The 20,347-nt window shown below is 35.6% G+C and carries 21 protein-coding genes and 4 pseudogenes; 22 read left to right on the top strand and 3 right to left on the bottom strand.

The genetic code is table 11. The features are described 5' to 3' along the window. Nucleotides 1-163 precede the first annotated feature (163 nt). Both ACJ004_RS23240 and ACJ004_RS23235 read left to right on the top strand, forming a co-directional pair. The gene (locus ACJ004_RS23240; protein ID WP_410895627.1) at nucleotides 164-805 is read left to right on the top strand and encodes a DUF421 domain-containing protein; all 642 of its coding nucleotides are present in this window, start codon (nucleotides 164-166) and stop codon (nucleotides 803-805) included. Nucleotides 806-915: 110 nt separating this feature from the next. Next, nucleotides 916-1,338 carry a CBS domain-containing protein gene (locus ACJ004_RS23235; protein ID WP_410895509.1) on the top strand — a complete coding sequence of 141 codons (423 nt, stop codon included), beginning with the start codon at nucleotides 916-918 and terminating at the stop codon, nucleotides 1,336-1,338. A gap of 603 nt (nucleotides 1,339-1,941) precedes the next feature. Here ACJ004_RS23235 and ACJ004_RS23230 read toward each other — a convergent pair. Beyond that, on the bottom strand, nucleotides 1,942-2,520 hold the full coding sequence (locus ACJ004_RS23230; protein WP_410895508.1) for a hypothetical protein: 579 nt from the start codon (nucleotides 2,518-2,520) through the stop codon (nucleotides 1,942-1,944). Nucleotides 2,521-2,769: 249 nt separating this feature from the next. Here ACJ004_RS23230 and ACJ004_RS23225 point away from each other — a divergent pair, with 249 nt between their 5' ends. The 3 genes from ACJ004_RS23225 (at nucleotide 2,770) to ACJ004_RS23215 (ending at nucleotide 3,646) form a co-directional block, all read left to right on the top strand. Beyond that, nucleotides 2,770-2,928: a hypothetical protein gene (locus tag ACJ004_RS23225; RefSeq protein WP_410895507.1), complete on the top strand. Its 159-nt coding sequence runs from the start codon at nucleotides 2,770-2,772 to the stop codon at nucleotides 2,926-2,928. Nucleotides 2,929-3,022: 94 nt separating this feature from the next. Next, the gene (locus ACJ004_RS23220; RefSeq protein ID WP_410895506.1) at nucleotides 3,023-3,199 is read left to right on the top strand and encodes a hypothetical protein; all 177 of its coding nucleotides are present in this window, start codon (nucleotides 3,023-3,025) and stop codon (nucleotides 3,197-3,199) included. A gap of 105 nt (nucleotides 3,200-3,304) precedes the next feature. Continuing rightward, nucleotides 3,305-3,646, top strand: a complete 342-nt coding sequence (locus tag ACJ004_RS23215) for a hypothetical protein (RefSeq protein ID WP_410895505.1) — start codon at nucleotides 3,305-3,307, stop codon at nucleotides 3,644-3,646. 1,090 nt (nucleotides 3,647-4,736) lie between these two features. Here ACJ004_RS23215 and ACJ004_RS23210 read toward each other — a convergent pair. Continuing rightward, a pseudogene (locus ACJ004_RS23210) lies at nucleotides 4,737-5,501 on the bottom strand (aldo/keto reductase); the annotation flags it as partial. Nucleotides 5,502-5,507: 6 nt separating this feature from the next. On the opposite strand from ACJ004_RS23210, the pseudogene ACJ004_RS23205 reads away from it, so the two are divergent. The 7 genes and pseudogenes from ACJ004_RS23205 to ACJ004_RS23175 form a co-directional block, all read left to right on the top strand. Continuing rightward, nucleotides 5,508-5,867: pseudogene (locus tag ACJ004_RS23205) on the top strand (helix-turn-helix domain-containing protein); the annotation flags it as partial. 285 nt (nucleotides 5,868-6,152) lie between these two features. Then, nucleotides 6,153-6,971 carry a sugar nucleotide-binding protein gene (locus ACJ004_RS23200; RefSeq protein ID WP_410895504.1) on the top strand — a complete coding sequence of 273 codons (819 nt, stop codon included), beginning with the start codon at nucleotides 6,153-6,155 and terminating at the stop codon, nucleotides 6,969-6,971. A 159-nt stretch (nucleotides 6,972-7,130) separates the two neighbouring features. Next, a pseudogene (locus ACJ004_RS23195) lies at nucleotides 7,131-8,012 on the top strand (aminoglycoside 6-adenylyltransferase). Nucleotides 8,013-8,230: 218 nt separating this feature from the next. After that, nucleotides 8,231-8,578 (top strand): VOC family protein, encoded by a 348-nt coding sequence (locus tag ACJ004_RS23190; RefSeq protein WP_214712295.1) that lies wholly within the window; start codon nucleotides 8,231-8,233, stop codon nucleotides 8,576-8,578. A 921-nt stretch (nucleotides 8,579-9,499) separates the two neighbouring features. Continuing rightward, nucleotides 9,500-10,303, top strand: coding sequence for an extracellular solute-binding protein (locus tag ACJ004_RS23185; protein WP_410895503.1), 804 nt, complete (start codon nucleotides 9,500-9,502; stop codon nucleotides 10,301-10,303). 38 nt (nucleotides 10,304-10,341) lie between these two features. Then, nucleotides 10,342-10,815, top strand: coding sequence for a hypothetical protein (locus tag ACJ004_RS23180; RefSeq protein ID WP_410895502.1), 474 nt, complete (start codon nucleotides 10,342-10,344; stop codon nucleotides 10,813-10,815). Between the two features lie 96 nt (nucleotides 10,816-10,911). After that, nucleotides 10,912-11,412, top strand: coding sequence for an RNA polymerase sigma factor (locus ACJ004_RS23175; protein WP_410895501.1), 501 nt, complete (start codon nucleotides 10,912-10,914; stop codon nucleotides 11,410-11,412). 23 nt (nucleotides 11,413-11,435) lie between these two features. Here the strand turns inward: ACJ004_RS23175 and ACJ004_RS23170 are convergent, their stop codons facing one another. Continuing rightward, nucleotides 11,436-11,648 (bottom strand): hypothetical protein, encoded by a 213-nt coding sequence (locus ACJ004_RS23170; protein WP_410895500.1) that lies wholly within the window; start codon nucleotides 11,646-11,648, stop codon nucleotides 11,436-11,438. Nucleotides 11,649-11,936: 288 nt separating this feature from the next. Between ACJ004_RS23170 and ACJ004_RS23165 the strand changes: the two genes are divergently transcribed. From ACJ004_RS23165 to ACJ004_RS23120, 10 genes and pseudogenes are all read left to right on the top strand, one after another. Further along, the gene (locus tag ACJ004_RS23165) at nucleotides 11,937-12,518 is read left to right on the top strand and encodes a TetR/AcrR family transcriptional regulator (protein WP_410895499.1); all 582 of its coding nucleotides are present in this window, start codon (nucleotides 11,937-11,939) and stop codon (nucleotides 12,516-12,518) included. A 21-nt stretch (nucleotides 12,519-12,539) separates the two neighbouring features. After that, complete coding sequence (locus ACJ004_RS23160) at nucleotides 12,540-12,881, top strand: DMT family transporter (protein WP_410895498.1); 342 nt, start codon at nucleotides 12,540-12,542, stop codon at nucleotides 12,879-12,881. Further along, a complete protein-coding gene (locus tag ACJ004_RS23155) occupies nucleotides 12,882-13,196 on the top strand; it encodes a DMT family transporter (RefSeq protein WP_410895497.1) in 315 nt (104 codons plus the stop codon). A gap of 785 nt (nucleotides 13,197-13,981) precedes the next feature. Continuing rightward, a complete protein-coding gene (locus tag ACJ004_RS23150; RefSeq protein WP_410895496.1) occupies nucleotides 13,982-14,557 on the top strand; it encodes a TetR/AcrR family transcriptional regulator in 576 nt (191 codons plus the stop codon). 170 nt (nucleotides 14,558-14,727) lie between these two features. Further along, the gene (locus ACJ004_RS23145; RefSeq protein ID WP_410895495.1) at nucleotides 14,728-15,477 is read left to right on the top strand and encodes an SDR family NAD(P)-dependent oxidoreductase; all 750 of its coding nucleotides are present in this window, start codon (nucleotides 14,728-14,730) and stop codon (nucleotides 15,475-15,477) included. A 47-nt stretch (nucleotides 15,478-15,524) separates the two neighbouring features. Then, on the top strand, nucleotides 15,525-16,598 hold the full coding sequence (locus ACJ004_RS23140; protein WP_410895494.1) for an alkene reductase: 1,074 nt from the start codon (nucleotides 15,525-15,527) through the stop codon (nucleotides 16,596-16,598). Between the two features lie 414 nt (nucleotides 16,599-17,012). Then, nucleotides 17,013-17,861: an alpha/beta fold hydrolase gene (locus tag ACJ004_RS23135; RefSeq protein WP_410895493.1), complete on the top strand. Its 849-nt coding sequence runs from the start codon at nucleotides 17,013-17,015 to the stop codon at nucleotides 17,859-17,861. 33 nt (nucleotides 17,862-17,894) lie between these two features. Further along, nucleotides 17,895-18,375: pseudogene (locus tag ACJ004_RS23130) on the top strand (oxidoreductase). A gap of 143 nt (nucleotides 18,376-18,518) precedes the next feature. Beyond that, entirely contained in the window at nucleotides 18,519-19,520 is a 1,002-nt protein-coding gene (locus ACJ004_RS23125) for an NADP-dependent oxidoreductase (protein WP_410895492.1), read from the top strand. An 80-nt stretch (nucleotides 19,521-19,600) separates the two neighbouring features. Further along, nucleotides 19,601-20,314, top strand: a complete 714-nt coding sequence (locus tag ACJ004_RS23120; protein WP_410895491.1) for an alpha/beta fold hydrolase — start codon at nucleotides 19,601-19,603, stop codon at nucleotides 20,312-20,314. Nucleotides 20,315-20,347 lie beyond the last annotated feature (33 nt).

Below are 20,347 nucleotides of genomic sequence, written 5' to 3'. Positions count from 1 at the left end.
ACATTAATATTATTTTGTTCAAACCAAACGCGTGCGTTTTTACAACAAATGGAGACGACTTTTTTCTTCGATCGTTTTGATTGCTAAAGAGATTTGGATAATAGAGGAAATTTCGGGGAAGATATTTGTAACTCTGCTTGAACGAATGGTGGTTGTTTATTATATGGAATGGGATTATTTATGGAAGGCGATTTTGATCGTTTTAGAAGGAACAGTAATTTTGAAAATGGCAGGCAGGAAAACAATTTCACAAATGACTTTGGCCGAAACTGTTATTATGATTGCAATCGGTACATTACTTATTCAACCAGTAGTGGGAAAAAATATTTGGGTAACCTTTCTGGTTGCTAATGTTCTTGTCGGAACACTATTAGTCATACAATTTATACAATTGAAATCTGACAGGTTTGAAAAAATGATTACAGGTAAAGCAGTAGTAGTAATTGATAACGGAACTTTGAATGAAAAAAACTTGAGGAAACATAGATTATCGGTGGACCAACTTGAAATGAAACTCAGACAAAATAGTGTATCCAAAATAAGTGACGTAAAATGGGCAACTCTGGAACCGAATGGTCAATTAGGTTTTGAGTTGAAACATGATGCTCAACCAGTAACGAAAAAGGAATTTGAAGATTTCAAGCAAACAATTGTTAATTTGATACCTAGTAATTCACAACTTACTCATATAAATGAAATTTTAAACTTGATAAACAAACAGTACCAGGTCGAAAGCCAAGAGGACATTTTTGCAGAAGTTAAGAATAATGATCATAAAATCGGCCTGCCAAAGCATTTACAATAACATGATCATGAAATGAGATAAAAAAAAAGCAGTTTAAGTAATATTATTATTCCGAGAGGCAAAAATATAGTGAACAAACTAATTGCCAGTTGTAAAGGGAGGAAAAGAAAATGACAAAAGTACAAGATATAATGACAAAAGATGTAAATGTATGTACGCCCCATGAGCCTGTGACAGTTGCAGCAAAAATTATGCGGGATATTAATTGTGGTTCCGTACCGGTTTGTGAAGGAAAAAAAGTGGTGGGCATGATCACTGACCGTGATATTGTCATCAACTGTGTGGCTGATGAAAAAGATTGCAGTTCAATCCATTGTCATGATTGTATGACTTCGGATGTAATTACCTGTTCGCCGGATACAGATGCACATGAATGTGCCCGAATGATGGCTGATCATCAAATCCGCCGTATACCTGTGGTCCAAAATGGAGAAATGGTTGGTATTTGTGCTATTGGTGACCTGGCAACAGTTGACATTCATATTAATGAAGCAGGAGATGCGTTAAGTAATATTTCTCAACCACTACAATAAGAAATTTTCAAAGGAATAAAAAAGGAAAAAACCCGGAAACGGGTTTAGAATTCAAAATCATAATGAAAATGAGTTGCGGTAGCAACTCATTTTCTTATTGTACTAACTGGTTATAAGAAACTTGGATTAAAGAAGTTAAAAACAGGAATGGCTAGGTACCTAAACCCTAATCTAGCTAGTGAGTATTTAGAATAAGCTTTTTCTAGCGGGGTAAGAGTTAAAGAACAAGCTGCCATTTTTGGCGGCTTTTCTTATTGAGCTAACGGAAGCAGGTTACTCGAAGAAGGAAAAATGACGTTATATAAAAAATAAATAAATACTAATTAACTAACTTGAAAGAGAAATAGGAGAAATACGTGAGAAGGGTCAAGGAAATGAAACAAAGGCCAGGCTGACTTGACCTGATTCCTTCGGGTATCGTCGCTAAATTTGAAGCCATCATTCGTTGGTGAAGTCAAGTTTCCAGATGGTGAAAGGAATGAAGAAGAAGGCTATGGCAACCATATGCCTAGCGGCAAAATAAAAGGTCGGTTAATGCTAACCGGCCTTTTATGTACATATTCAATTAGCGTTTAGGTTTTTTGGATTATTTTAGCGGAATGTTTACTTAATTATTGCGAAAGAAGAACTAGTGGATACATTACCACCGGAATACTCAAAACTATCCGTCCCCTTACCATCGACGGTTCCGGAAACCGAGATATTATTGTAATCTTTGAAAGTACCCTTAGAAAGTTTTATGTACTCGTCGAAATCGATCTGGACATTTTTCTCAGTGTATTTCGAGGTAGAATAACTCTTTGGATTGAATGCCCAGGTAAGATTGATAGACTTAGTACCTGCAGGAGTTTCAACGCTAGTGCAATTTCCTTCTTCATCGCAAGTAAAATCAACTTTATATACTTCTACTGTCTGATTCACTTTGGCCGTACCTTTGTTAATGTCAAAAACCACTTTGGTTGCTGGAACTACGCCGCTGCCATAATAGTATTCGTCTTTTTCATAATCATAGGTTTGGTAATAGAGGATGTAAGAATCCTTAACTTCAAAGTTAGTAGAAAGGTCTACAGAGGTATCGACAGTACCTTCTGACCCATAGAACGAAGCTCCTTGAAAAGAGCCTTTGTATACAGTGGAATTGCTTTGCGCCATTGCTGGCAGGGCCATAGTCAAAAGGAACACAACCGTCAGAATCAATACTTTCACTTTTCTCATTACGAACCCCCAATTTTTGGTAACCTAAACCGCTGTCCTAATTGTACAATATGGTGGAAAAAATGTACTTAAATAAAGTTCGACAATCTTCACACTTTGAAGAAATTGATAGGGAAGTTTATTGGGTTTGATTAGCAATAAGAATTTAAAAGGGAAAAATAAAAACTGTATCGAATAATCTTTTATTAAAAACAAACATTAAGGGTGAAAAGGATGATGAAAGACAAAAAACGTTTAAAAAAGACAAATAATAGAGTAGTACACGGTAAGACACCAGAAGAACGTTTTAAGGAAATATACGGAATAACAATAGAGGAATGGAACGAACGACAATTCAAAGCTAAAACTGGAATGACACCCGATGAATGGTATTAATGAGGCGAAATCTACAACACCTTACGATTTTATTAAAGAACGATACGGTAATTTTACCGAGGATGATATAAAGCTTGTTTAGGATTTGCAACTATTGGGGTTAATAGATGACGTTATATATGTGTTACTTGATTATGATGCAATTATAAGTAGCATCGGAATTGTTCACCCGTTGGTAAGAGAAATGGGTGAAAATTGGTTTAATGAAAAAATATTTACAATTGAAAAAGCGATTTATTACGTTAGGGAACAGCAGAAGAAATATATGTGATTATTTATTAAAATGGAAAGTGTGTGAAACATTGTACTTAAACAAACTGGTGCAAGAGTTGAAGATAATAAAATCTAGGCCAAAGTTCATTGAGAGGTGAAATTAATGACGGTAGGAATCGATTTTTGTATTGCAAATACCTTGAAGGAAGCAGCTAAAGCGGAAACCTATGTCAAGTACGATGAAAAGATACATCAGTATGTTATGAGAAAGGAACAGGACTCTGGAAGAAATATAGTACTGCTTTTAGGTTTAGATCCGTATGGGGATAAATTATTTTCAAAACAAGAAATAAATGAATTGATAATTATATGTGATATGTTATTAAGTGAATATAAAAAAGGAGATATTGTTGAACAAAAAGTAAGACAATTTGCGAGAGACCTAAAGATGCTTTGCGGAGATGCATTAAATAAGGGTAAACTAATATTTGCAGTAGGTGACTAAACTTAGCTTGACATTTCAATTTACAAACGAAATCCACTTTCAAAAGAGTATTTCTAGGAGCTATTCTTCAACTTATGGTGTAAGTGATAAATATGGAGATCGCTGTGGCGATCTATTTTTTGTTGCACAAACGAAGCAGGTTACTTGAAGAAGAATAAGTAATATATAAGTTAAAAGTAAAGAGTTAAAGTCTTATTAAGCTAACAGGTGCTTGAGTTGTACAAGGTGTTGTTGAGAATAATAATTGGAGATATTAGATTATGACACTTTTATATGTAGGAATTAGTTGCATTATTGTTGGATTTGGTTTAAGTTCACTTAGTTTTTATGAAGTTAAAGATGGTTTAAAATTTATTTTTGAAGAGCGAAGTAAGGTAAACAAGTTAGCCTTTTTCTTTACCATATTTGAATATGTAACAGAGATATTTTTGTTTGGAATACTACTCATATTGTTTGGTATATTTGCTATAGTAATCAATTTTTTTTGAAACTGGCTTGCTAATAAGCAAAGGATTTGCTTCGGCAGCTCTTTTTTTATGGAACTAACGGTTGCAGAATAATTGAAGAACATATTGTTAGTCTAAGGAAAAAAGAAGATAAGTTGAGGTAATAAAAATGTATGAATTTAAATATGAGTCCGAGAGAAAAGAAAAAAAATATAAATTATACCTATTTTTGTTTATTATCACTGTTTTGATAAATGCATTCATTGACATTTTCGACTTGGGAATTGAAAAAGTTTCTGGATTTCGTATAGTTAGTAGCCTCTTATTTTATGGTATTATCCTTTACTTTGGTTTGCGTAGGAAGTTATGGGCGGAGTTTATGATTAAATTTTTTGTCTGGCTAAATATCATTTTATTGTTCATTATTATTACTGTTAAGGTTTTAGGATTATAGTTCAATAAAATGCTCACGTTCTTCAGTTAATGGGTGCTTTGATTAATCAAAGGGTTGCTACGGAAGTCCTTTTCTCATGATCCATTAACGGTAGCAGATTATTTCAAGTGGAAGAATTCTCAAAGATAGTAAGAAAACCCAATCTTCATTTTTAAGTAAATTGGGTTTCTTTTATCTATAATCAAAGGGTTTAATTATGTCCAACTATTGGATGTGGTATATATGGTTCTTCGAGAAACGCAATTTCTTCAGCTGTTAGCTTAGCAGATAGAGCACCGACGGCATCTTCGAGATGGGATATTTTCGTAGCACCGATAATAGGGGATGTTACTGGTTCTTTCAGCAGTAACCAAGCAAGTGCGATATGGATACGGGGAACGCCATGTTTTTCTGCGATTGCAGCAACCCGTTCTACAACTAATCGGTCTGCATTGGCAGTCGCATCATATTTAGATTTTTGAATTTGGTCCGTCTCGGAACGATGCGTTGTATGCGACCAATCACGAGTCAATCTTCCTGATGCAAGCGGTCTGTATGGAGTCACACCGATTTTTTCTTCTTTACAAAGAGGAAGCATTTCCCTCTCTTCTTCACGGTATATGAGGTTGTAATGATTCTGCATCGACACAAAGCGAGACCATCCATTTTTCTCTGCTACATGTAATGCTTTTTGGAATTGCCATGCGAACATGGCAGAGGCACCAATATATCTTGCCTTCCCATCTTTCACCACATCATGCAATGCTTCCATCGTCTCTTCAATAGGGGTATTGTAGTCCCAGCGGTGGATGATATAAAGGTCTACATAATCCGTTCCCAGTCTCTTAAGGCTCTTATCAATTTCACTCATGATGGCTTTTCGGGAAAGACCCGCACCATTTGGACCTTCATGCATACGACCGTGAACCTTCGTTGCAAGTACAACTTCATCTCGATTGGCATAATCCTTTAGAGCGAAGCACTAGAGCAAATGGCTGTAGAAGGAAGTAATGCCCTCCGAATTAGAAACGTAATCGAACATATCATTAATAACTATGAAAAGTCTTTTCGAATAGAGGATCTAGGGGAAATAGCGAATATGAGTGTCGGTTCGCTTCATCGGCATTTTAAAGAGGTAACTGCCATGAGCCCGATTCAGTTTCAAAAACAATTGAGACTGCAGGAAGCTAGGCGTTTGTTATTAGCTGAGTCATCAGATGTAGCTGATGTCGCATTCAGGGTGGGCTACGAAAGTCAATCGCAATTCAGTCGAGAATATTCCCGCATGTTCGGTTTTTCACCTAGAGCAGATATAAACCGAATGAGGAAGAACTATATTTAAATGAACAAAGTGTATGAATAATCAGCTCTATGAAGTTGAAACCCTCTGGAAGGTACCTGGACTGTATTTTATTGATAAAAATATAGATTGTGAAGGATTGTACTTCAGCTATCAGGTGCAAGAGTTGAAGATCAGGCTATCATTATGGTGCCTTTTTATAATTTAGCAGACATGCAGTTTAGCTGAAAATCGATTTTTTAAATATTTTCGGAATCTAAACCGTATCTTTTTTTAGTTATAGTTCGTTAATAATATACATGAAGTTATCGAAAGGGGGACAAAGTTATGCAAAAGATACTTATTCTTGGTGCGAGTGGTCTTGTAGGAAGAGCTTTAATAAATGAATTTACTGAAGGGTTTGAACTATATGGTACATATTATTCTTCGATAACGCGTCTTTCCAATGATAAACAGTTCCAATTAGACGTTCAGCAAATCGACAAGTTGATGGAAATTACAAGATCAATTAAACCTGATATCGTAATTTCTTGTCTAAGAGGAGACTTTAATCAACAGCTTAAATTTCATAAAGAATTGGCAATAGAATTAAAAAATAAAGGCAGCCGTGTTTATTACTTTTCTACCACAAATGTATTTGATGGGGACCATTCACGATCCCACATAGAAACAGATTTACCTATTGCCGAATCCGTTTATGGGAAATTCAAAATTGAATGTGAAAATATCCTAAAAGGAATTTTGGATGAGCGAGTGATAATCCTCCGAATTCCAGCGATATGGGGAAAGGATTCTCCAAGATTGAATTTTATTAAAGAAAGCATAAAAAATAATAGCGTGATAGATGTATACAGCAATTTAGTATGTAACAATCTTTTGGATACTGTGTTAGCAAAACAACTACGATTAATTATTGAAAATAATTTAAAAGGAGTATTTCACTTAGGATCAGTAGATATGACGACGCAGGGACAATTTTTTGAACAGATTTTAAGTAAACTGACAAGTAAAAAGGGGATATTACGATATTGTTTATATCAGGATAAAGTAGAAACTTGTTATTTTAGGATAAATTCGAATCGTGGTGCTATACCAAGCTCACTACAATGTACGAACCAAGATATCATTTCTTACTTGCTGGAATAAATATCAGGAAAATTTAACTGGTGCTATCCCTAAAGAACCAGCTACAAAGTGTAGCCGGTTCTTATTGAACTAAAGGGGCAGTTTAGTGAAGAAGGAATTTCCATTAATTATAAAGAACTTATATAGATACTAGTTGATTTCGTTGTCGAGGTGGAAATTATGAGAAATGAAAAAGTCATGTTTGATTTAATTTTAGAAGTTGCCCAAAAAGATGACAGAATACGTGCAGTCTATATGAACGGTTCAAGAACCAATCCTAACGTTCCAAAAGATATTTTCCAGGATTATGATATTGTTTATGTAGTGACGGAAACCAAGTCATTTATAAATGATAGCAAATGGATTAGTATTTTTGGTGAATGGCTTATGATTCAGGAACCTGATAAATTAGACAAACTTATTGGTACAAATATGGATTTTGAACGTTCTTACGGATATTTAATGCTTTTTAAAGATGGAAATCGAATCGATCTTCATATTCAAACAAAAGAAGATATGGTTGAAAGCTATGAAAATGATAAGCTTACAATTCCATTATTGGATAAAGATAATATTCTGCCATATATTCCTTCTGCGACAGATATAGACTATCATGTAAAAAAGCCAACAGAAGGGCTTTTTATAAGTTGTACAAATAATTTTTGGTGGTGTTTACAAAACGTTGCAAAAGGAATTTGGCGTGACGAACTACCGTATGCAAAACTAATGTTTGAATATACCACTCGGGCTTCTCTGGATTAGATGGTTTCATGGTGGATTGGGACTAAACATGACTTCCAAGTTTCAACAGGAAAGATGGGCAAGTATTTTAAAAAGTATCTTCCAGAATCATATTGGGAGATGTATAAAGGAACCTATTCAGATAGTGATTATGATAATTTCTGGAGTTCTATTTTTGTGACATGTGAATTGTTTCGGATTTTATCCAAAGATGTAGCCGAATATATTTCTTTCACCTATCCTGAAGAAGATGATGTAAACATGACACAATATCTTAAACACGTAAGAAATTTACCTGCTGAGGCAAATAAAATTTATTAAATGGAATCGAAATGTAGTATATTTTTGTTTTTATGTGAACGGTTTGTGAAGAATTGTACTTAAGCTAACGGGTGCAAGAGTTAAAGATGGTATCGCTGCGGCGATCTATTTTTTGTTGCACAAGCGAGGCAGGTTGAAGAAGGAACTTAACATTTAATCTCGAATATCTAATGTAATCGAAAAACTAAAAATTTAAAGAAAGACAGGAGTTAGTTACGATGATAAAAGGTTTCGGTGGAATATTTTGGAGAACTAAGAATCTTGATGTTATAAAAAAATGGTACAGTGAAGTGTTGAAGATTGAAATAGAAAATTGGAATGGGACTGTGATTAAACCCCAATTAGGAAATGAGACTATCTTTTCTTTCTTTGCCGAGAATGACAGTTATTTTCCAACAGAACAACAAGTGATGTTAAATTTTCAAGTACATAATCTAAACGAGACTATTAAGCATCTTGAACAAATTGGTGTACCTCTTGTTAAGGAAAAAGAGGTTAGTGAGTTTGGAAAATTTATTTGGATTGAAGATCCTGAAGGTCGACTGGTCGAGCTTTGGGAAAAATAGCGAGTTGTAATTTATATGCTATTGAGCTATCAGGTGCGTTAATCCAAGAAGGATTGACGTTTCTTTTTGTTGAAGTTATTAAAGAAAAGAAATGTATGTAGACTTAGGCGAAGACTACTCGATAAACAAAAGCAAGTATCTATTGTACGACATTCAGTTCGAAGACTGGAAAGTCTAGGATATACCGTGACAATTACAGAAGCTTCTTGATCCATCCAATCTCATTAAATATCAAAGGAATCAGACGCTACCACTTTTAAAAAAAAAGAATGTGCTGCGTCTTCTTTAGTATGGCCATTTTTCAGCATTTCAGAAGTTAGTTTTCATGGTAGTTTAAGTGTAATTCTTCACAATATCGTTGATTGTGTGGCTTTGAAATAGAGTCACGATGTTTGTAAAAAAGATGCGATGTTTAAAATAAAGTTGCGACGTTATAAAAATGTTGCTTTACTTTTTCTCTTAGATAATTTTTGTCTAAGGGTATTGAAGGAGAATACTTCAAGAAGGTTAAGTGGTATCTTATAGAGAAATTATACTTTTGTATAGTAATAATAAGAAAAAATTCTAAGAGGAGAAACATCCCCATGTATATTCCTTCACATTTTAAAATTACAAAGGAAATAATCGAACTTTTTTAAAAAATTCGCAATACCAATTAGTAAGTAAAGAATCCATTTTGATCAATCTTTTTTCAAAATGGATTCTTTTTATTTTCCGTAAAATAAAGGCTTATTCAATATTTCTGTTCTAACTATATTTTAAACCAACAGGTACACCTTTATTTATTCTTCACCAGACTAATCTTCAATAGATTTATGAAACTTTCTAACTATTTTGCAATTATAATCAAACCGTTTACAGCCTCCCTTCGTTTCCTTTAATAGTAACGGTAAAAATCATGTATGAAATGGAGGAAGAATCATGAAGAAGACCGTATTCCTATCAGCTCTACTGCTCTTTGTCATTACGGCTGCCGGATTGTCAGCCTATGCCAAAATGGACCGTAAGCCAGTGTCCCAGGCGACACCAAATTCCAGCCAAAGTGATCATGTCATCCGGGTGTACGGACCGGGCGGACCACTTGGACCGATCAAGGAAGCTGCTGAACATTTTTCAGCTGAAACGGGAATCAAGGTGGAAGTAACAGCCGGACCAGAGGGCAATTGGATCGGCCAGGCAAAGCAAGATGCAGATATTATTTTCGGTGGCTCCGAGTATATGCTGCAGGTCTTCATCTTTAACCACCCCGAAATGATCGACACTAAATCACGGATGGAGCTTTACCCGCGCGCTGCAGGAATATTGGTGAGGAAAGGAAATCCTAAGAAGATTGAAAGTCTGGAGGATTTAACGAAAAAGGGAGTGAAAATAATCGATGTGAATGGGGCTGGCCAGCTTGGCCTGTGGGAAGACCTGGCAGGCAGAAAAGGGCTGATCGAAGGCATTTTCCAAAATATTAACCTTTCTGTAAAGTCGAGTGCCGAAGCCATTGAACGATGGAAATCGAATTCTAGCCTGGACGCCTGGATTACCTATGAATCGTGGCATTACCGGCTCCAGGATGTGACCGACCTAGTCGAACTGCCCGAAGAAGAAAAGCTCTATCGTGGAACACCGATCGTCCTGACGAAAATCACCGATCAGAAAAAAGAGGCACAGCAATTTATTGATTATTTAAGAACGGAAGAATCTCACCAAATCTTTCAAAAATGGGGCTGGAAGTAAGGACGAGCCTTAAATCTAAAAAACTGGGAGGAACATACATGAAAAAAGGAATTTTTACTCTCGCGATACTTTCGATTATTTTTGCTTTGGCTGCCTGCGGAAAAAGCACTGAGGAAAAAACAGGGACGGATCAACCCGATCAAGCCCAAACGGAACAAGCCCCGGCTGACAGCCTCCAGCTTTTGGAGAATGAGAAAGCTGGAGAGTACCTAGCGGATTCACAGGGAAGAGCCCTGTATTACTTTAAAAAGGACGAAGCAGGAAAAAGCAATTGCAGCGGAGACTGCTTGGGAAACTGGCCGGCATTTACTCAGGAGGATTTCGCCGTCCCAGAAGGTTTTGATAAAAAGGATTTCGATACGATCACAAGAGAAGACAACGGGGAGAAGCAGGTCACGTACAAAGGCTTTCCTCTCTATTATTTTGCAAAAGACCAGCAAGAAGGGGATGTAAACGGACAAGGAGTAAAAGATGTATGGTTTGTCGTAAACAGCGAAACAGAATTTGAATAAGCCTGCCCAGGGAACGATCAGTCGCGGTCGTTCCCATCCTTACTTTTAAAATAGTATAATGGCAATATATTTTTATCCAATAGCAGAGAGTGCCACATGAAAGAAAAACACGATGCGGAATTAATGAGATTGGTAAACAAAAAACACGGTCACGCATTAGAGGAGCTTTATGATCGATATATAAAGCTTGTTTACGGCTTCGTTATGAAGTTTTGCAATGGGTATGAGGATAAGACGAAAGAGATTATTCAGTTGGTCTTTTTGAGGCTATGGTCAACAAACAGCCATTACGATCCCTCTCAAGGCAGCTTTGTAAATTGGCTCCTCACGATTACCCGCAATATTTGCATTGACTACCTCCGCAAAGAGAAGAGGCAGACGCAACACCATCAAGAGGAACATGAAGAGATCGCTGACTCTGCCAATGCAATCGAGCAACGAGTAAATACGAATGATATTGTGAAAGCGAAAAACAAATTGCCGACGGCGCAAAGAAAATTAATCGATTTGCTTTCAAACTGGAAAAAAGTGTCCCAATTTATCAAGCAAAAACTGTGTCATCTCTTTCAAGCGGTCACAGTAATAGAGCTCAATTAAAGATTTGAACACATGGCTTTTGTTTAACATTTAATATAAGCCAATATTCTTTCTTCATGTAAACTGCCAGTAGTCGAATAAGCAAAAGAGCGCAGCGGCATTCCCCGGTGTTCAACTCTTGCACCCGTTAGTGCAAACACAACTAACTGAGATACCCCTTTAATGGAAATGATTGCATACGAACCTCCAATCACTAATGTTAATCCAAGTCCTGCTACAATTAAAGTCTTCTTCATTGATGCTCCCCCATAAATTTATTCAACTTTCTTTGGGAAGTTATTTTTCCTAAGTTTACCATATGTTTCCTCCACAGTACCATCCTATAAGTCCAGAAATAGTTATGAACTTAATCAATGTTCCTTACCCAATGCATTAGTATATAAAATATGCGATTTTAATATCTTATTTAACTAACGAAGCAGGTTATTTGAATAAGAATTGTTGAATTTAATTTAGGAATAATAATTGACTAGAAAATGATCAAGTGATAAAGTTAACTGACGAACGGTCGGAAGGGTGAAAATATGACTTCAAATCAAATTAAGGAAATTGCACGTAATCATTTCGCAGAAAATGGCTACGAGGGGACATCGATGGCAAAGATTGCTGATGATGTAGGGATAAAAAAACAATCCATCTACACTCATTTCAAAGGTAAAGATGAGCTTTTTCTTGAGGTATGTAAGGACGTATTTGCTGAAGAGTTAAGTTTCGTTATGAACTTTATAGACAGTCATAAAACGCGGCCTATTGAAGATTTTTTATTAGATTTTTTATTGCAGTACAAAGAACGATACGAGATGAATAATTCTACTAAGTTTTGGCTTCATATCTCTTTCTTTCCACCAACTCACCTATATGAACAAGTGATGAAATACGTATATGAATACTTAGATAAGTTGGAAGAACTTCTTGTAACAGTATTAGAAAAATCTATGTCGGATGGGGAAATTAGCTCTATGATCGGAGCCGAGCGGGCTACTGCGGCATTCTTGGGAGTATTAGATGGGGTATTTGTTGAAATGTTATACGGAGGTTCTGAACGCTTACAGAAAAGATTAGATGCCTCTTGGTATCTGTATTGGCGTGGACTCTCGAATGACTAACCGTTTTTGGAGGGGATATTAATGAATCGAAATTGGGCATTTGTTAGTATAGCAGGTCTTATTGAAATTATGTGGGCAATGGGGTTGAAACATTCAACTAACTTGATTTCTTGGGCTGGCACTATTTTTCTTATCTATTTATCCTTTGTTTTATTACTTAAAGCTACAAAAAAAGTACCCGTTGCTACCGCCTATGCTGTCTTTACTGGGATAGGAACAGCAGGAACGGTTTTGGTTGATATGGTTATGTTTGGAGAACCTTTCAGTTGGACAAAAATATTCTTTATCCTTTTGCTCCTAATCGGCGTATTAGGTCTAAAACTTGTCACCACAGAATCAGGCGAGAAAGAAGGTGCAGTATAAATGGGGTGGATATTTCTCCTATTAGCTGGAACTTTTGAAGTGGTTGGTGTAATTGCTATGAACCTCATAAATAAAAATGGAAATTTACAATCCTATATCTTATTAATTATTGGATTCATATTTAGTTTTGGTTCTTTATCTTTAGCTATGGGAACCCTCCCCATGGGGCTATCCTATGCAGTTTGGACAGGGATTGGGACAATAGGGGGAACAATCGTTGGAATGTTGTTTTATGGAGAAGCTAATGATTGGAAACGAATTTCATTTATAGGAATAATCTTAACCGCAGTAATTGGCTTAAAATTGACATCATAAATTAGTTAAGGCTATTTTTGCAAAGATTGTTGTTTTTCGTATAAGTTAATCAACCGTATAAATGGATTCTTCGTGGCATCTTTTCGTAAGAACATTTGCGAAAATTGCCAAGAAACTTAGTAAATGATCCTTATTAAGCTCCAATAGCAACAAAGTTTACGAAAAGAGCCTTAGTTAAAATAGCCGCCGAAATAGGTGGCTTTCTATTCAACTAACGGGTGCTTGAGTTTAACAAAGAGTCGTAGCTGCGGCTCTTTTCTTGTTTCACTAACTATGCAGGTTTGTTGAATAAGGATTTAAACTATTCTTTCAATTTAAAAATAAAAAGGTTAGTGTCCACATGTTAAAGAATGAATTATTAAACCGTAATATAGCATTAAAAATTATGCACTTTTATCTCGCCTAATGTTAAAAAAAATCCAAAACTTTTTCTTTACCAATCGTTCTCAAAATGATATTATAGATTTGTAAGGTTATTAGCTAATTTTTGTCATAATGAGAATGTTCATTCTAAAAACATCACTTAGCACTATCTTAAGTTTACAGAAACATATTGAAAATGTTTTTTTAAAGGAGCTGAAGCTGTTAAAACGTATGGTTCATACACACAATTGGTAATATTGGTAGTAACTCTTTAAGCTAATCTTTACTGTTCATTCTTAAAATGATATTATTGGCGAGGAACGAGAAAATCAATATTCTTCACCTTGTTGAATGATGGATATCCTTGAAGTTATCATTAAGATTTTCTGGTTACTCTAAGATTACTCAAAGGAAATGATAGTATGGCTAGAAATAAAGAATTTGATGAAAATGAAGTATTACGAAAAGCTATGGAACTTTTTTGGATACAAGGCTATGAAAAAACCTCCATGCAAGATTTAGTGAAGTATATGGGTATCCATCGTCGTAGCTTATATGATACGTTTGGCGACAAACATACTTTGTTTATAAAAGCGTTGGATCATTATAATGAAATAATAAGAACTAGAATAGAGAATGAAGTAAACCAGCTGAATTCGGTAAAGGATGCTATCAGGCAATTATTTGAAATGGTAATTGTCAGAGATAAACAACAACTTATTGGATGTTTGACGGTAAATACGGCAGTTGAGTTGTCTTTACATGATGATCAAGCAGCAGAAAAGGTTGTGGAGAGTTTTTCTAAGACCGAATTACTGCTAAACAATCTAGTGCTGAGTGGTCAAAAATCTGGAGAAATATCTAGACATCATGATGCAAAAAAAATCTCGGAATTTCTTCATAATTCCTTAGTAGGACTACGTGTTATGACCAAAACTACCGATGATATAGAAAAATTAAATAATATTATTGATATAACACTCTCGGTATTAGATTAATTTTTTTACCCTTTTGAGAACGTTCATTCTCGAAAGGTTGTTAATCAATCTAGCTGGACTTCACTTGTCAGCTATCAAGCAAAGCTTGCCTTGATATTTATTCAAAAATTCAATAAAACAGAAAAAAACTAAATGATAATTTAAATTACTTTAATTTAAGGAGAGATAATATGAAATACACAGTTATTACAGGAGCAAGCTCAGGTATAGGATATGAGACAGCATTAGCATTTGCTGCTCGGGGGAAAAACTTAATTATAGTTGCTAGAAGATTAGATAAATTAGAGGAACTAAAATCCACAATTCATAATATAAATCCTGAATTAGATGTTATTATTTGCACAATTGACTTATCTGTCACGGATCAGGCATATAACCTGTACAACAAATTAAAAGGGTATGAAATTGAGACTTGGATTAATAATGCTGGTCTTGGTGAATCCGCATTTGTAGCAGATCAAAATTTAAGCAAAGTTGAAACGCTGTTACGGGTTAACATAGAATCTTTGACAATCCTTTCTACATTATTTGTTCGAGATTATGCAGAGAAAGAGGGAACTCAGTTAATTAACGTATCATCGGCACTCGGATATGCAATTGCTGTTGGGACTATAACTTATTCTGCATCTAAATATTATGTTAGTGCCTTCACTGAAGGTCTTGCAAAAGAACTAGAATTGAAAGGTGCAAAATTAAAAGCAAAAGTTATAGCACCAGCTATGACGGAAACAGAATTCGCTAAAAATGCAACTAATTTGGATAATTTCAATTACAAAGAAAATTTGCCTTTGTACCACACAGCTAAGCAAGTAGCTGGATTTATGATGGAAATATATGATAGTAATGCGGTCGTAGGTATTGTAGACCAAAATTATGAATTTAAAATAAGAAACCAAATTTATCCAATAATAGAAGGTTAAGTTTTAAAAAATCTTTAGATTCTTTTATTTGAAAGGGTGTATAAAAAATGGAAAAACTTTGGAGTAAGACGGAAATTGGAAGACTTGAGTTACCTCATCGTTTAGCGATGGCACCAATGACACGTAGTAGAGCGCAGGATGATGGTACACCGGGAGAATTAAGTTCCCTTTATTATTCTCAAAGAGCATCAATGGGTTTAATAATAAGCGAAGGTACACAACCTTCTGAAGATGGTCAGGGTTATTTGTGGTCACCTGGTATATATAATGAAAAGCATATTGAAGGATGGAAAAAGGTAACGGATGCAGTACATGAAGCAGGTGGATTTATATATATCCAATTAATGCATGCTGGTCGTATGTCCCACCCTGACAATACACCGCATCATCGTCAAGCTGTTGCGCCTTCTGCAATAGCACCTGGTGAAAAAATGTTTACTGCTACAGGAATGAAGGAAATACCAATTCCACGTGAGTTAAGTAAAGAAGATATTGAAATAACAATTGCAGACTTCAAAAAAGCAGCTGCAGCAGCTATTGAAGCAGGAGCAGATGGGGTTGAAATTCATGGTGCAAATGGTTATCTAATTAATCAATTTATTTCCGAAAATTCTAATAGACGAACAGATGAATATGGTGGATCTATAGAGAATCGTACGCGCTTCGCTATTGAAGTAACGAAAGCAATCGTTGAGGAAATCGGAGCAGATAGAACTGGATTCCGTATTTCACCAGGGACAACTCTTGGTGGGATTAAAGAAGGTGAACAGATTTCTGAAGTTTATCTTCACCTTGTAAATGAGTTAGCTAAATTTGACTTATCTTACCTTCATGTCATGCATCTTGGAAACGAAGCACTTCTTCGTGAGATTCGTTCAATTTGGAAGAATCCATTATTAGTGAATCGAGCTGGAAGATCTCTTGAAGATATTAGTTTGGATATTGATAATAACCTTGCTGATCTGGTACCAGTTGGTGTATGGTCTTTAGCTAATCCAGATTTAGTAGAACGTCTTAAAGCAGGTGCTCCATTAAATGCACCAGATCCTACAACTTTCTTTGGACTAGGAAGTAAGGGTTATACCGATTATCCTACTTTTAAAGAATTGGAATCTAAATAGTTTGTTTTTAATTAAAGAGTAGATGATGATTATTCGAAAGGGTGTCTGACTGTTAACACAGCCGTTGAATTATCGTTGTTAGACGAAGAAGTTGCCCAAATAATCACAAATATGTTCAGCATGAACAGATAATCTTTTTTACAATCTACTGATACAAAGACAGAATAAAGGTGAAATCTCAAATAAACATAACCCTGAGTTACTCTCCCTTTATCTTCACAACATCCTTGTAGGTCTGAGGGGCTTAGTAAAGACTCCTTACAACTAAAAAAATAGCAAGGATTATGATCTGATACTTTAAGTGCTGGATTAGCTTTCTTTACATCCTTTTTAGAACGTTCATTCTAAAAAGGATGTAGTTCAACTAATTTAAATTAAAAAATTAAGAACTCAATGTTCGAAGGAGAAACTCAAATGACAACATTTACTATCCCATCTGAATCAGAATTTATCGAAGTTGAAGGTACTAGTTATGCTTATAGAAGGTTTGGTGAAAAAACGGGAGTACCTGTCGTATTTCTAGTTCACTTTAGAGGAACGATGGAAAATTGGGATCCTAATATGGTTGTTCCAATAGCGAAAGAACGTCCAGTTATCCTATTTGATAACAAAGGGGTTGGTGAGACGAATGGGCAAACACCTGCTACGATAGCTGAGATGGCACAAGATGCAGGAACATTTATTAAAGCACTTGGATTAAATCAAGTCGATATTCTCGGTTTTTCAATTGGTGGAATGGTCGCACAAGAATTGGCATTACAAGAAGGGAATTTGATTAGACGAATCATCATGGCAGGTACTGGACCTGAATCTGGAATTAATCCAGAGCTAGAAATATTTGAAAGAATGAATCGACACGGTGGGAATGCAGAGGATGCTTTGGATGACTTCATGTTTTTCTTCTACCGTTCAACTGAAACAAGTAAATCTGCGGGAATGGCATCTTTACAAAGAATTATCAATCAGAAAAAGGTTGAAAGTTCTGACCAAGTACAACAAGCCCAATTAAAGGCTATTGCAAATTGGTCTCAACCAAAATCCAATAATGATTACAATTGGTTACAGAACATTAAACACCCTGTGCTTGTGACGAATGGTATTAACGATGTTATGGTTCCAACCAAAAATAGTTATATTTTAGCTGAGCACTTACCAAAAGCACAACTCATTATATATCCTGAATCTGGTCACGGACACCTATTCCAATTTCCAGAATTATTTGCTGAGAATGTCAATTCGTTCCTGAATTCAACATCTCTATAAAAAATTGATAACGATTAAAAAGGAGGAAGTTATATGAGCAAGTTATTTGAACCATTCAGTATTGGAAACATAGAACTAAAAAACCGTTTAGGTATAGCACCAATGACAAGAAGTAGAGCGCTGCCAGATGGCACACCGAGTGATTTGGCAGCAGAGTATTACGGCCCACGTGCATCTTGGTTTAATAATAAGTGAGGGCACTCAACCCTCAGATGATGGTCAGGGGTATTCTTATACACCTGGTATTTATACAGAAGCACACATTGAGGGGTGGAAAAAGGTAACAACAAAGGTGCATATCGAAGGAGGTCGAATCTTTGTTCAACTTATGCATGTAGGCCGTGTATCGCATCCTGACAATACGCCTCATCACCGTCAAGCTACTTGGTTGATAACCAACCCAGATTTTGTCGAGCGATTGAAATTGGAAGCCCCGCTGAATGCGCCTGATAAAAATACCATCTATGCAGGAGGAGCGGAAGGGTATACAGATTATCCGTTCTTAAAAGAATAAAACAGGCAAGGTTTAGTAGTAAATTTTATGTTAATAATGGTGCTTTAGGGTACACTGACTATCCTAAAATGAATGAAATAGGCAAATGATAAAAAACCATTAATGTAAGAGTTGGTGGTTTTTTTTTAAAGGAGATGAAGAATATGAAAGCTGCTCAAATACAAAAATACTCAAAAAACATTGAAGCACAGATTGTTGATATTCCTATACCAAGTATTAAAGATAACGAAGTACTAATAAAGGTAAAAGTTGCTGCAATAAATCCACTTGAAATATTAAATATTACAGGAAGTGTAAAATTAATACAAGACTATGAAATGCCTCTTGTATTAGGAAATGAACTAACAGGGATTGTCGAAAAAGTGGGTAATAATGTACATGGTTTTAAGGTTGGAGATCCTATTTATACAAGACTCCCTATTGAAAAAATTGGGGCATTTGCAGAATATGCTGCAGTTGATGCTGCATCCATATGGCATTTGCCGAAAAATTTAGATTTCGTCACTGGAGCTGGTGCACCTTTAACTGGTTTGACGGCATATCAAGGCTTAATAGAAGAGTTAGAGGCGAAAAAGGGCCAAACAGTGTTTATTCCAGGAGGATCAGGAAGTTTTGGCCAAATGGCTGTTCCTATAGCTAAAGCAATGGGATTAAAGGTTATTGTTTCTGGTAGTCCTTCCGCTAAAGAGAGAACGCTGAATGCGGGTGCAGATCAATATATTGATTATACAAAGGAAAATTATTGGGAAATACTAGACAAAGTTGATTTTGTAATCGATACGCTAGGTGCTGATGAATTCGAACGTGAGTTATCCATTATCAAACCTGGTGGTCGCTTACTAAGTCTTCGTACTGGACCAAATAAACAGTTTGCAATAGATCAAGGTCTTCCTAAATGGAAGCAAATTATTTTTGGAATGGTTGGCGCGAAATTTGATAAGAAAGCAAAGAAAAAAGGTGTTCAATATCGCTTCATTTTCGTAAGAGCTGATGGAAAGCAGTTAGAAAAAATTACAAAAATCATTGAAGAAAACAATATTGTTCCAGCTATTGATCCTACCAATTTTACAATTGATGACGTTAATGCTGCACTAAATTTAGTGGCAAATGGACATACAAAAGGAAAGGTAGTTATCAAATTTTAAAGGTAAGTAGGAAATGTCAATTCATTATTCTTATATTGACGAACCTAACTTATTCATTCAGCATCAGAATGGTAAACGGTATGCTTATAGAGAATTGGGATCCTAGGATTATCGATGGTCTTGCTAAAAGCCATTGGGTCATCGCATTTGATAACATAGGGGTAGGACTATCCAATGGTAAAGTACCAAACAACATCCCTCAAATGGCAAACGATGCAATCACATTTATTAAACTATTAGGATTTTTAAAGATTGATTTGATAGCTTTGTCAATGGGAGGAATGATTGCTCAAGAATTAATCTTAAAGGAACCAAGCTTAGTTAGAAAGCTGGTATTAGTTGGTACGGGACCTCGAGGAGGAAAAGGGATTTCCAATGTCACGCATATTACTAATCTTGATCTTGTCCGTGCAACTTTGACTTTCAAAGACATCAAGACCTATCTGTTTTTTCAAAACACAGAGAATGGTAAGAAAAAGGCTAAAGAATTTCTAATTCAAATAAAAAAAAGGAAAAAACATAGAGATAAAACAATCAGTTTAAGAGCGTATAGAATGCAATTAGATGCAATCAATAAATGGGGAATAGAGAAGCCTGCGGATCTATCCAAAATCGTTCAGCCAACACTAATAATAAATAGAAATCATGATCGCATGGTTCCAACAGAAAATTCATATGACTTGGCAAATAGAATCCCTGATAGTAAGTTAAAAATATTTGACCATGCAGGACATGGGTCCTTATGTCAATATCCAAAAGAGTTTGTCGAAATTGTAATAACATTCTTAAGTTGATAAAGTTTTATTATTTGGATTAGTTGGTGCTCG

It is taken from the genome of Neobacillus sp. 204 (assembly GCF_046562815.1).
Taxonomy (GTDB): Bacteria; Bacillota; Bacilli; order Bacillales; family Cytobacillaceae; genus Neobacillus.
This window is presented reverse-complemented; position numbering and strand designations above follow the sequence as displayed.

Coding starts and splice junctions, on each gene's coding strand:
- ACJ004_RS23240 (WP_410895627.1), top strand. CDS start 164: ATGGAATGGGATTATTTATGGAAGGCGATTTTGATCGTTTTAGAAGGA.
- ACJ004_RS23235 (WP_410895509.1), top strand. CDS start 916: ATGACAAAAGTACAAGATATAATGACAAAAGATGTAAATGTATGTACG.
- ACJ004_RS23225 (WP_410895507.1), top strand. CDS start 2,770: ATGAAAGACAAAAAACGTTTAAAAAAGACAAATAATAGAGTAGTACAC.
- ACJ004_RS23215 (WP_410895505.1), top strand. CDS start 3,305: ATGACGGTAGGAATCGATTTTTGTATTGCAAATACCTTGAAGGAAGCA.
- ACJ004_RS23200 (WP_410895504.1), top strand. CDS start 6,153: ATGCAAAAGATACTTATTCTTGGTGCGAGTGGTCTTGTAGGAAGAGCT.
- ACJ004_RS23190 (WP_214712295.1), top strand. CDS start 8,231: ATGATAAAAGGTTTCGGTGGAATATTTTGGAGAACTAAGAATCTTGAT.
- ACJ004_RS23185 (WP_410895503.1), top strand. CDS start 9,500: ATGAAGAAGACCGTATTCCTATCAGCTCTACTGCTCTTTGTCATTACG.
- ACJ004_RS23180 (WP_410895502.1), top strand. CDS start 10,342: ATGAAAAAAGGAATTTTTACTCTCGCGATACTTTCGATTATTTTTGCT.
- ACJ004_RS23175 (WP_410895501.1), top strand. CDS start 10,912: ATGAAAGAAAAACACGATGCGGAATTAATGAGATTGGTAAACAAAAAA.
- ACJ004_RS23170 (WP_410895500.1), bottom strand. CDS start 11,648: ATGAAGAAGACTTTAATTGTAGCAGGACTTGGATTAACATTAGTGATT.
- ACJ004_RS23165 (WP_410895499.1), top strand. CDS start 11,937: ATGACTTCAAATCAAATTAAGGAAATTGCACGTAATCATTTCGCAGAA.
- ACJ004_RS23160 (WP_410895498.1), top strand. CDS start 12,540: ATGAATCGAAATTGGGCATTTGTTAGTATAGCAGGTCTTATTGAAATT.
- ACJ004_RS23155 (WP_410895497.1), top strand. CDS start 12,882: ATGGGGTGGATATTTCTCCTATTAGCTGGAACTTTTGAAGTGGTTGGT.
- ACJ004_RS23150 (WP_410895496.1), top strand. CDS start 13,982: ATGGCTAGAAATAAAGAATTTGATGAAAATGAAGTATTACGAAAAGCT.
- ACJ004_RS23145 (WP_410895495.1), top strand. CDS start 14,728: ATGAAATACACAGTTATTACAGGAGCAAGCTCAGGTATAGGATATGAG.
- ACJ004_RS23140 (WP_410895494.1), top strand. CDS start 15,525: ATGGAAAAACTTTGGAGTAAGACGGAAATTGGAAGACTTGAGTTACCT.
- ACJ004_RS23135 (WP_410895493.1), top strand. CDS start 17,013: ATGACAACATTTACTATCCCATCTGAATCAGAATTTATCGAAGTTGAA.
- ACJ004_RS23125 (WP_410895492.1), top strand. CDS start 18,519: ATGAAAGCTGCTCAAATACAAAAATACTCAAAAAACATTGAAGCACAG.
- ACJ004_RS23120 (WP_410895491.1), top strand. CDS start 19,601: ATGCTTATAGAGAATTGGGATCCTAGGATTATCGATGGTCTTGCTAAA.